Origin of the sequence: Saccharopolyspora sp. NFXS83 (assembly GCF_026241095.1) — a bacterium.
Classification (GTDB): Bacteria; Actinomycetota; Actinomycetes; order Mycobacteriales; family Pseudonocardiaceae; genus Saccharopolyspora_C.
Genome location: NZ_JAPFGB010000030.1, coordinates 65,667 through 77,037 on the forward strand (window position 1 = coordinate 65,667; position 11,371 = coordinate 77,037).

The window sequence follows — 11,371 nt, forward strand, 5'->3', positions numbered from 1 at the left end:
CCGCGAGTCGTCATCGCCTGCGCAGCGCCCACGCGATGACGAAGACCCCGAGGAACGCCAGCAGCCAGAGGTCGCGGGTCACGGCGACGAGGGCGAGCAGCAGCGCCGCGCCGCCCAGCCCGAGCAGGATCTCGGTGCGGGGTCGTGGCCGTGCGGGCGCCTTGTCCGGAGACCAGGTTCCGCCGGGCGCCGCGTCGGTGGACGGGAGGTCGGTGAACAGCGCGCGGAGATCGGCTTTGCTGCGTGCCGCGGCGGCGCGGGCGCAGCGCTCGTCGTATTCGACGAGGTCCAGCCTGCCGGAGCTGAGGTGGTCGCCGAGCAGCGTGATCGCTGTTTCCCGTTCGGCATCGCCAATCCGCAGGTTCTTGTCCCTCTCACGCACCTCGCCATCCTAGGCGCCGTCCCGTGGCGGATTCGCCGGTGCGGGAGCAGTTTCCGGTGGGCGGTCGCCGGACGGCGGTGCCTCCGGTCGAGGGACCGGAGGCACCGCGTCGCGTCAGGCGGTGGCGGCGCGGTCCGGTGCCAGCAGCGGAGGTGCGCTCGGCGCGTTGAGGACCTCGTCGTCGAGCAGGCCTTCGCCGCGGGCGACGACGGTCGGCACCACGATCTGGCCCGCCACGTTCGTCGCGGTCCGCGCCATGTCCATGATCGGGTCCACGGCGTAGGCGACGGCGATGCCGGTGGCCACGACCTCCGGCGGAAAGCCGAGCGCGCTCACGGTGAGGGTGAGCATGGTGAACCAGCCGGTGACCCCGGCGGTGGCGATGGAACCGAACACGGCGACCGCCACGATCGTCAGGTACTGCACCGGCCCCAGCTGGATGCCGAACAGGTTCGCGATGAAGATCGCGCCCACCGCCGGGTAGATCGCCGCGCACCCGTCCATCTTGGTCGTCGTCGCCAGCGGCACCGCGAAGTTCGCGTACGAGCTGCTCACCCCGAGGTTCTCCGCGGTCTGCCTGCTCAGCGGCAGGCTCGCGCTCGACGAGCGGGACACGAACGCGAACTGCAGCACCGTCCACGCCTTCGCGAAGAACGTCACCGGGCTCACCTTCGCCACGAACCGCAGCAGCACCGGGTAGACGACGAACAGCACCAGCGCGCAGCCCAGGTAGGTGGCGCCGATGAGCTTGAGCAGCGGCGCGAAGAACTCGTTGCCGTAAGTGGCCACCGCGTTGCCGATGAGGCCGAGGGTGCCCAGCGGGGCGAGCCGGATGATCCAGCCCAGCACGCGCTGGATGACCTCGAACGCCGAGCGGTTGAAGTCCACGAACGGCTTCGCCGTGTCGCCGAGGCTGTACGCGGCGGCCCCGATGATCAGCGCGACGAACACGACCTGCAGCGTCTCGCCTTCGGAGAAGGCGCTCACCAGGTTGCTCGGGATCAGCCCGTTGATCAGGTCGAGCCAGGAGCCCTGGGTCTTCTCGCCGATCGACTTCAGCCGTTCCGGGTCGGGTTCGAGCACCAGACCCTGGCCGGGCTGGATGATCCGCCCGACGGCGAGGCCGATGACCACGGCGATCAGCGAGGTGATCGCGAACCACAGCGCGGTCTTGCCGCCGAGCCGGGCCGCGGTCCGCCCGCCGCCGACGGCGCGCAGGCTCGTGATGCCCACGACGATCGCCGTGAAGATCAACGGCAGCACGGTGAAGGTGAGCAGGTTGGTGAACGTGGAGCCGATCGTGTCCAGCGTGGTGATCAGCCACTGGGCTCCGGTCGACTTCGCGATCCAGCCGAGCAGCGCACCGAGCACGAGGGAGGCGACGACGGCCACGGCGAACAGCCTCGGATCGAACCGCGGTCGTCGCCTTTCTTGCGCAGGGGGTGTGGACACAGGGATCTCCTGAGGTTGCGAGGTGGCGCGTGGTGTCGCCGGGGAGGTGGTGCGCTGGGGCGATCTCGTGATCGCGGCGGAGCGTGCTCGCCCTTCGGGCCGCGGCGGTGCGCGGCGGGCCGGGAATCACCGGCCGGGCGCGGAGCGGGTCCGCCGGTCAGGGACAGACGCTGCTGGCCTGCCGTCGCAGATCGACGTGCAGGCGTGCAGTCAGGTAACGCCGCTGAGCTCCCATCGCGAACCTTTGTAACCCGGTGCTCGGTCCAGACCATCCCGAATTAACCGAATTGTGTTCACGTTCACCAGCCGCCCCGGAGCAGGCGGACGCCCGGCTCCGGTTTCCGATCTCGCCGAGCGCGGCCCGCCAGCGCATTCGATCTTGGCGGCCCGTCCGGCGCACCCGCGGTGTGGACCACTTCCGCGGCTCCGCGTGGAATCGGGCGGTCAGTTCTGCGGGGGCGTCCAGAGGTCGGTGACTCGGATGCCGACCTGGGACAGCAGACCGCGGGTCAGGGGGAGGCTGATGCCGATCACGCTCGACGGGTCGCCGTCCACGCCCTCCACGAACCAGCCGCCGAGGCCGTCGAGGGTGAACCCGCCCGCGACGCGCAGCGGTTCCCCGGTGCCGACGTAGGCCTCCAGCTCTTCCTCGCTCGGTTCCGCGAAGCGGACCACGGTGACCTTGTGCTCCTGCGCGCGGGCCACCACCTCGCCGTCGCGCAACCGCACCACGGCGTGCCCGGTGAGCAGTTCCCCGGTGCCGCCGGCCATCTCCCGCCAGCGCTTCGCCGCGATCTCCGGCTCGCCCGGTTTGCCCACGACCTCGCCGTGGATGGACAGCATGGAGTCGCAGCCGACGACGACCGCGTCCCCGTCCACCTCGGGCAGCACCGCTTCGGCCTTGGCCAGCGCCAGCGCGGTGACCAGCTCGCCCGGCGCGGGATCGGTCAGCGCGGCGGCGACGGCGTCCTCGTCCACTCCGGACACGCGCACGACGGGGTCGATGCCGGCGGCGCGCAGCACGGCGAGGCGGGCGGGGGACGCGGAGGCGAGCACGAAACGCACGGGCCGACTGTAGTCGGCGCCGACCGCGGCGAGCCGGGGTGTCGCGTCCGCATCCCCGAGCCGTCGCCGATCGCCGCCCGCAAGCCCGTGCGGTGCGGTTTCGTGCGTTCCCAGTGAACGGCATAGCTCTAATGGCGGTGCCTGGTTCAGGCGGAAGATTCCTAATGTCCTTCTTGCGGACACTGGCGGCGCCTGCCGGTCCGCGAACGACCAGCTCGGTTCCACGTGGATCAACTTCCTTCCGGAACCCGGCCCGCCCCAGCGGCCGGTCAGCACTTCCCCACACCGCGGACGTCCGTCCGCGATCCCGCACGCTCGAACGCCGATCACGTCCGGGCGCGCGGTTGGCTCCACCCGTCATCGCGGATATCGAGGGAGACCAAACGATGAGTCGCAAGCGAACCCTTCGGCTGACAGGTGCGGCGCTGCTCGCAGCGGGCACCGTGACCGCGTGGGCGATGCCCGCCGTCGCCGCGCCACCACCGCAATCCCCCGAACTGATCAACGCCATGCAGCGCGACCTCGGCCTGACCGCCCAGCAGGCGCGGACCCGGCTCGCCCAGGAGGACGCGGCGCGGGAAATCGACCAGGAGGTCCGCGGCTCGCTGGGCGCGGCGTTCGGCGGCGCGCACTTCGACGCCGAACTCGGCAAGCTCGTCGTCGGCGTCACCGACGCCGCGAAGCTCGCCGAAGTGCGGTCCACCGGCGCGGAGGCGCGGATCGTGGCGCACAGCAGCGGCGAGCTCGACGCCGTCACAGCGGAGCTCGACAGCACGGAGAGCACCGCGCCCGAGTCGGTCACCGGCTGGTACGTCGACGAGATCGCCAACACCGTCGTCGTCAACGTCCGCGAAGGGGCCAGGGACGCGGCCACCGAGACCTACCTCGCGGACGTCGCCGCCGACGCCCCGGTCCGGGTCGACGAGGTCGCCGAAGCTCCGCGCACCCTCTACGACCTGGTCGGCGGCCAGGCCTTCTACATGGGCGGCGGCCGGTGCTCGGTCGGCTTCCCCGTCCGGACCTCCAGCGGCGGCTCCGGCATGGTCACCGCCGGTCACTGCGGCACCGCGGGGACCTCGGCCTCCGGGTACAACCAGGCCGCGCTCGGCTCCTTCCAAGGCTCCTCGTTCCCCGGCAACGACTACGCGTGGGTGTCGGCGAACAGCAGCTGGACGGCCAAGCCGTGGGTGGACATGTACAACGGCAGCGCGCGGATCGTCTCCGGGCACGGCACGGCGCCCGCGGGCTCGTCGATCTGCCGTTCCGGGTCGACCACCGGGTGGCACTGCGGTTCCGTGCAGGCGCTGAACCAGACGGTGCGCTACGCGGAAGGCTCGGTCAGCGGGCTCACCCAGACCAACGTGTGCGCCGAACCGGGTGACTCCGGCGGCTCGTTCATCAGCGGCAACCAGGCCCAGGGCATGACCTCGGGCGGCTCCGGGAACTGCTCGTCGGGCGGCACCACGTACTTCCAGCCGGTCGGCGAAGCGCTGAGCGCCTACGGCTTGTCCCTGGTCACGGGCTGATCCTGCGGTGCGGGCCTGCCCGGCGGGGTGCCGGGCAGGCCTCGCGCGGCTCAGCGGGTGAAGGAACCGCCGTTGAGGTGGACCTCGGGCCGGGCCGGGGCGCGTTCCGGCCGGACCGCGGCGGTGCCGGTCGCGGCGGCGTCGAGCCCGGCGTTCGCCGCGGCCTCGGATCCGCCGACGATCGGCAGCGACACCGAGGTGCCCGCCAGGTCGAGGTCGACCCGTCCGGGCTCGTCCGGAGCGGTGATGAACGCGCCGTCGGTACCGGCGATGATCAGCCCGAGCCGGTGCCCGGCGGGGACCACGTGATCGGCGGTGGCCAGGCGGAACGTCATCTCGTGCGGGTCGCCGGGCGTCAGCGGGGACTCCTGCTCCAGCGACTCGTGGTTGGCCAGGTCGGCCCAGCCGCGCGAGACGATCCGGTAGTCCACGTCGGCCGTGGTGGCCTCGGTGTCGCGGTAGCAGGCGTCGTCGCCGTCGCGGCTCTCGCCCCAGCACGACTCGGTCTCCAGCGTGCGGATGCCCTCGCCCTCGCCGAGGTGGTCGCGGGTGGTGGCGGGGCCGTAGTCGACGAGCACCGCCGACAGGTGCGCGCTGGAGGTGGACGGGCTCGCCGTCACCGAGATCGACCCGGTGCCCGCCAGCCGCAGGTCATCCCGCAGCGGGGCGCTGGTGAACAGCGAGCGAGCCGGGGACGCCTGGTCGGGCTGCTGCGCCCAGGCGTACTCGTCCTGCCGCGGGTCGTCGGTGAACGAGGCGCGCGCGTCGGCGGGAGCGGGGGTGCTGGTGAGCCCGCCGAGCCCGTCGGTCTCGCCGGGAACCGGGTGCAGCGCGGTCGGAGTCGCGGTCTCGCCGGACCAGGAGGGCTCGTCGGACCACTCGTCCGGGGCGCGTTCGACGCTGGCGGCGGGCTCGGCGTCGATGCCGTTGTCCATGCCGAGCAGCGCGTGGTCGAACCAGCGGTGCAGCGTGTCCACCCACTCGGCGCGGCGGAAGTCGAAGGGGTCGACGTGGCCGGTCTGGCTCAGCCACACCTTGCGCGGCACGTCGTGGGCGGCCAGCGCGTCCCACCACTGGCCGAACTGGACGGTCTTGACGTTGAGGTCGTTGAGGCCGTGCACCGCGAACACGCTCGCGGTCACGTTCGCCGCGTCGGGCACGTGGTTGCGCTCGTCCCACAGCGGGGTGACGTCGCCGTTGGCCGGGGCGCCTTCGTCGAGCCGCTGCTTGACGGCGGCGCACTCCGGCCTGCCGCCGTCCTCGACCGTCTCCGCCAGGCCGCTCGGGTCGGCGCCGAAGGACACGCCGTCGGAGCGGTAGTAGTCGTACCAGGAGCTGATCGCCCCGATCGGCACGATCGTGCGCAGGCCTTCCACGCCGGTCGCGGCGACGCCGTTGGCGATCGTGCCGTCGTAGGACTTGCCGATCATGCCGACGTCGCCGGTCGACCAGCCGGCGCCGACCTCGGCTCCGCCGGTGGCGGCGTCGTAGCCCTTCGCGCGGCCGTTCAACCAGTCGATCACGGCTTTCGCCGAGGTGACGTCGGAGGCGCCGCCGACGTCGGCGCAGCCCTGCGCGCGGTTCGTGCCCGCCAGGTCCACGAGCACCGTCGAGTAGCCGCGCGGCACGAAGTAGTTGTCGTAGAACAGCGGGAAGCCGACCGGGCGGCCCTGGTCGTCGTAGGTCTTGAGCTCGTTCTCGTTGCCGCGTCCGCAGCACGAGTAGTAGGGGCTCGCGTCCATGATCACCGGGGTGGGCGAGTCGGTCCGCGGCCGGGCGATGTCGGCGGCGACCCGGTCGGTCGTCCCGTCGCCGTCACCGTCCAGCCCGGTGTCCACCCACACCGTCTCGCGCACCGGTTCGTCGGCGAAGACGGGCTGGCTGCGCGGCGGCGCGCCGGCCGGTGGTGCCGCTTCCGGGGCGGCGAGGGCGGGGGTCGCGGTGAGCGCGAGCAGCGCGCCGCAGAGCAGGACCGCCGGTGCTCGGCGCGGGGGAACGACTGTCGGCACGGCCACCTCCGATGATCTCCCCGGCAGCTTAGGCACCTAGATCATGTCCAGACCACTGCCGAAAGTGTGGCCGCGGGGTGAACGGACCGTTCGTCCGATCCCGTTGGTCGAACGGTCCGTTCACCCCGGTTCGGAAATCGGTCCCGTGCGGGCTCCGTTTGGAGGTAGGAGGTGTGAGAGCGCTCCCATAGGTTGTCCGGGGCGCGGTCTTCATCGGGAACGCGCTCGGAACGCTCTCAAGGAGGAGAACGGATGCGGGGCAACCGCTTGCGGAGATCGTCGCTGGCCACCGCCGGACTGGCGACGATCGCACTGCTCACCACCGGCCTGGCGCCGGCGATGGCCGACCCGATCGACTACCGCGACCCCACCGCGCCCATCCCGGAACGGGTCGACGACCTGATGTCGCGGATGTCCCTGGACGACAAGCTCGGCCAGATGGTGCAGGTCGAACGGGTCGCGGCACCTCCGGAGGAAGCCGCGAAGCACCGGGTGGGCTCGGTGCTCAGCGGCGGCGGTTCCGCTCCGGAACCGAACACGCCGGAGGCGTGGGCCGACATGTACGACGCCTACCAGCGCGCCGCCCTGGACACCCCGCTCGGGATCCCGCTGATCTACGGCGTGGACGCGGTGCACGGGCACAACAACGTGCAGGGCGCGACGATCTACCCGCACAACATCGGCCTCGGCGCCGCGGGAGATCCGGACCTGGTGCAGCGCATCAGCGCCGCCACCGCCGAAGAGGTCGCCGCCACCGGGATCGACTGGGACTTCGCCCCGTGCCTGTGCGTGGCGCGCGACGACCGCTGGGGACGCACCTACGAATCCTTCGGCGAGACGCCGGAGCAGGTCACGGCGATGGCGAGCGCGGTCACCGGCCTGCAGGGCGAGCAGCTGGGCGGCTCGCCCACGTCGGTGCTGGCCACCGCCAAGCACTACATCGGCGACGGCGGCACCACCGGCGGCGACGACCAGGGCAACGCGGAGCTCAGCGAGCAGGAGCTGCGCGACGTCCACCTGCCGCCGTTCCAGGCCGCGATCGACCGGGGCGTCGGCTCGGTGATGGTCTCCTACAGCAGCTGGAACGACGTGAAGCTGCACGCCAACCGGTACCTGGTCACCGACGTGCTCAAGGACGAGCTCGGCTTCGACGGCCTGGTCGTGTCCGACTACGACGCGATCGACAAGATCGACGGCCAGGAGGAGGAGTTCACCCGCGAGGAGGTCCGGGACTCCATCAACGCCGGGCTCGACATGATCATGATGTCGGAGAACCACGAGCTGTTCCTGGACTACCTGCGCGCGGAGGTCGACTCCGGCCAGGTCCCGATGGAGCGCATCGACGACGCGAACCGCCGGGTGCTCGCGAAGAAGTTCGAGCTGGGGCTGTTCGAGAACCCCTTCGCGCAGCGCGACCTGCTGCCGTCGGTCGGTTCCGCCGAGCACCGCGAGCTGGCCCGCGAGGCGGTCCGCGAGTCGCAGGTGCTGCTCAAGAACGACGGCGTGCTCCCGCTGTCCAAGGACGGCGGGAAGCTGTTCGTGGCGGGCAAGAACGCCGACGACATCGGCAACCAGACCGGTGGCTGGACCATCACCTGGCAGGGCTCCAGCGGGGACATCACCGAGGGCACCACGATCCTCGACGGCATCCGGCAGGCCGCGCCGGACACCGAGGTGACCTACTCGCGCGACGGCGAAGGCGTCGACGACAGCTACGGCGCCGCGGTCGTGGTCGTCGGTGAAACCCCCTACGCCGAGTACGAAGGCGACCGGCCCGAGGGCCTCAAGCTCGACGACGAGGACCTCGGCACCATCGCGAAGCTGCGCGAATCCGGCGTGCCGGTGGTTGTGGTGACCGTGTCCGGGCGTCCGCTGGACATCGGCGGCGAGGTCGAGGGCTGGAACGCGCTGCTGGCGTCGTGGCTGCCGGGCACCGAAGGCCAGGGCGTGGCCGACGTGCTGTTCGGGGACCACGCCCCGAGCGGGAAGCTGCCGATGACCTGGATGGGCTCGTTCGACCAGCAGCCCATCAACGAGGGCGACGGCCAGCGACCGCTGTTCCCGCTCGGGTTCGGCTTGAGCTACTGATCGACGCCCGCCCCCGCTGGTCAGGAGCGGGGTTCGGGTGCTGCACGGCCGCGGCGCGCGCTCGGCGTCGCGGCCGTGCCGCGTTCGGGGGTGATGGCCCAGGTCGGTGGCGGGGCGGGCGGTGAGCGCTCGTAACCTGGGGGAATGGTTGCTCTGCTCGATGTGACGGACCTGCGCAGGCGGTTGGTCGACGAGGGTCCGTACTCGGCGCTCGACGTGGTCACCGTGACCGGGTCGACGAACACGGACCTGGTCGCCGCGGTCGGTGCGGGCGCGGGCGACCGGACGGTGCTGTTCGCCGAGGAGCAGCAGGCCGGTCGTGGCCGGTTGCAGCGCTCGTGGATCTCGCCGCGCGGCTACGGCCTGCACGTCAGCGTGGTGCTGCGCCCGGAGGCGGTGCCGCAGAGCGCGCTGGCGTGGCTGCCGCTGATCGCGGGTGTCGCGCTCGCCGAGACGGTGCGGGACATGTTCGGGGTGCCCGCGACGCTGAAGTGGCCCAACGACCTGCTGCTCGGTGACGGGGACCGCTGGCGCAAGGCCGCAGGCATCCTCGCCGAGGCGGTCAGCACCGGCGAAGGCCTCGGGATCGTGCTGGGCATGGGCGTCAACGTGCACCACGGCCCGGACGACCTGCCGCAGGGCGCGGGCGGGCTGCCCGCGACCTCGCTCGCCGAGCAGGGCGTCGCCGTGGACCGCCAGGAGTTCGCGGTCCGCCTGCTCACCGCGCTCGCCGCCGCCGACGACCGGTGGCGCGCGGCGGACGGGGACGTGGTGGCGAGCGGTCTGCTGGACCGCTACCAGCGGTTGTGCGGCACGCTCGGGCAACGGATCCGGGTGGAGCTCGGCGGGAACGACCTGTTCGGCACGGCCACCGACATCGACGTCGGCGGACGCCTGGTGGTGCGCGGAATCGACGGCGCCAGCACCCCCGTCTCAGCAGGCGACGTCGTCCACCTCCGCCCGAGCTGAGCAGCGACCACCACAGCTGAACGACCACGCCGGCGGGTTCTCAGCGGCTCCCTCGCGAGGACGGCTCTTCCCTTCGTGGCGGAGCCGTTCGGGAAGAAGATCCCGCAGCGGGGAAGCCGCTGAGGTTCCGCCACCCGACCGGCTGCGCAACGCATCCCGCGACACATCGCCGACGGGTAGCGTGATCGACGGTGGTGATTGAGGGAGGGATCTCCGGTGGCTTATCCGGACGGCTTGCTGAGTGAAGACGAGCACGTGGTCGTGCACACGCACCCGCATTGGAAGATGCTCGTCGTCCCGGTGGTGCTGTTCTTGATCGTGGTCGGTGGCGGTTCCTACCTCGCCGCGCTGGCCGCCGAGCTGCCCTGGAACGTGCCGCTGTGGATCGCGCTCGGTGCGGTCGGCGGAGTGCTGATCATCTGGTGGACGCTGGCGCCGCTGGTCCGCTGGCGCACCACGCACTTCGTGGTCACCTCCCGGCGGCTGATGGTGCGCGAAGGCGTGTTCACCCGCACCGGTGTGGACATCCCGATGTGGCGCATCAACAGCGTCCGGTTCAGCCACGGCATCGTGGACCGCCTCTTCGGCTGCGGCACGCTGATCGTCGAGTCGGCGTCCGACGAGCCGCTGGAATTCGACGACATCCCCAAGGTGGAGCGGGTGCACACGCTGCTCTACCGCGAGGTCAACGACGAGTCCGAGCAGGACGACCAGGAGAGGTGGGAACGCCGATGAGCACCCTGGACCTGGGTTTGCCCGAGCGGGCGCCTTCGCCGGAACCGGCGGGACTGCCGGACGCGGTGACGATCTGGGAGGTCGGGCCGCGCGACGGGCTGCAGAACGAGCAGGGCGTCGTCCCGGTCGAGGTGAAGCTCGAATTCCTGCACCGGCTCGGTGCCGCGGGGCTGCGCATCGTGGAGACCACCAGCTTCGTGCGCCCGGAATGGGTGCCGCAGCTCGCGGACGCGGCCGACGTGCTCGCCGGGCTGGAGCCGCGGGACGGGGTGCGGTACCCGGTCCTGGTGCCCAACGCCCGCGGCCTCGACCGGGCGCTGGAGGCGGGGGTGCGCGACATCGCGATCTTCGCCGCCGCCACCGAGTCCTTCACTCGGCGCAACCTGAACCGGGGCCTGGACGAGCAGTTCGCGATGTTCGAGCCGGTGGTGCACCGCGCGGTCGGCGAGGGGCTCGCGGTGCGCGGGTACCTGTCGATGGTGTTCGGCGACCCGTGGGAAGGCCCGGTGCCGGTCGAGCAGGTCGTGTCGGCGGGGCGGCGGCTGCTGGAGATGGGCTGCGCGCAGCTCTCGCTCGGCGACACCATCGGCGTCGCCACGCCGGGCCAGGTGGAGTCGGTGCTGCGGGCGTTCACCGCGGCGGGCGTGCCGGTCTCGCAGCTCGCGGTGCACTTCCACGACACCTACGGCCAAGCGCTGGCGAACACCTACGCCGCACTCCGACAAGGAGTGTCCACGGTTGACTCATCGGCGGGCGGCCTGGGTGGCTGCCCCTACGCGAAGTCGGCCACCGGCAACCTCGCCACCGAAGACCTGGTGTGGATGCTCGACGGCTTGGGCATCCACCACGGCGTCGACCTCCCGGCCTTGGCAGGCACGAGCCTCTGGCTAGCCGAACACCTCGGCCGCCCCAGCCCTTCCCGCGTGGTCAAAGCCTTCACGTGACCGGCCCCTCCCACCCCTGAACGAGGCGAAACCCCGCAAACGGCAAGTAAAGCGAAGCCCCTAGCGACCAAAGACCGCGCAGCAGGCGGCAAAGCCTGCCTGCCTAGCGGCGTAGCCGTGCCTGGCGGCGAAGCCGTGCAGTGGGCGAGCGAAGCGAAGCCTGCCTTGCGGCCGAAGGCCGTGCCTGTAAAGCGCGAAGCG

At 71.6% G+C, this 11,371-nt stretch carries 9 protein-coding genes; 5 read left to right on the forward strand and 4 right to left on the reverse strand.

The features are described from left to right. Positions 1-10 precede the first annotated feature (10 nt). From OOZ19_RS25430 to OOZ19_RS25440, 3 genes are all read right to left on the reverse strand, one after another. Positions 11-382 (reverse strand): DUF1707 SHOCT-like domain-containing protein, encoded by a 372-nt coding sequence (locus tag OOZ19_RS25430; protein ID WP_266092675.1) that lies wholly within the window; start codon positions 380-382, stop codon positions 11-13. Positions 383-496: 114 nt separating this feature from the next. After that, complete coding sequence (locus OOZ19_RS25435; protein WP_266092676.1) at positions 497-1,834, reverse strand: dicarboxylate/amino acid:cation symporter; 1,338 nt, start codon at positions 1,832-1,834, stop codon at positions 497-499. A gap of 444 nt (positions 1,835-2,278) precedes the next feature. After that, positions 2,279-2,899: a Maf family protein gene (locus OOZ19_RS25440; RefSeq protein ID WP_266092677.1), complete on the reverse strand. Its 621-nt coding sequence runs from the start codon at positions 2,897-2,899 to the stop codon at positions 2,279-2,281. Between the two features lie 386 nt (positions 2,900-3,285). Here OOZ19_RS25440 and OOZ19_RS25445 point away from each other — a divergent pair, with 386 nt between their 5' ends. Next, a complete protein-coding gene (locus OOZ19_RS25445) occupies positions 3,286-4,425 on the forward strand; it encodes a S1 family peptidase (protein ID WP_266092678.1) in 1,140 nt (379 codons plus the stop codon). A 50-nt stretch (positions 4,426-4,475) separates the two neighbouring features. On the opposite strand, the gene OOZ19_RS25450 is transcribed toward OOZ19_RS25445, so the two are convergent. Continuing rightward, positions 4,476-6,395 carry a Xaa-Pro dipeptidyl-peptidase gene (locus OOZ19_RS25450; RefSeq protein ID WP_416309505.1) on the reverse strand — a complete coding sequence of 640 codons (1,920 nt, stop codon included), beginning with the start codon at positions 6,393-6,395 and terminating at the stop codon, positions 4,476-4,478. 291 nt (positions 6,396-6,686) lie between these two features. Here OOZ19_RS25450 and OOZ19_RS25455 point away from each other — a divergent pair, with 291 nt between their 5' ends. From OOZ19_RS25455 to OOZ19_RS25470, 4 genes are all read left to right on the forward strand, one after another. Then, a complete protein-coding gene (locus OOZ19_RS25455; protein ID WP_416309501.1) occupies positions 6,687-8,522 on the forward strand; it encodes a glycoside hydrolase family 3 protein in 1,836 nt (611 codons plus the stop codon). A 144-nt stretch (positions 8,523-8,666) separates the two neighbouring features. Next, entirely contained in the window at positions 8,667-9,491 is an 825-nt protein-coding gene (locus tag OOZ19_RS25460; RefSeq protein WP_266092679.1) for a biotin--[acetyl-CoA-carboxylase] ligase, read from the forward strand. Positions 9,492-9,707: 216 nt separating this feature from the next. Beyond that, positions 9,708-10,226 carry a PH domain-containing protein gene (locus OOZ19_RS25465; protein WP_266092680.1) on the forward strand — a complete coding sequence of 173 codons (519 nt, stop codon included), beginning with the start codon at positions 9,708-9,710 and terminating at the stop codon, positions 10,224-10,226. Then, on the forward strand, positions 10,223-11,170 hold the full coding sequence (locus OOZ19_RS25470; RefSeq protein WP_266092681.1) for a hydroxymethylglutaryl-CoA lyase: 948 nt from the start codon (positions 10,223-10,225) through the stop codon (positions 11,168-11,170). Before OOZ19_RS25465 ends, OOZ19_RS25470 begins: the two co-directional genes overlap by 4 nt. Positions 11,171-11,371: the final 201 nt, after the last annotated feature.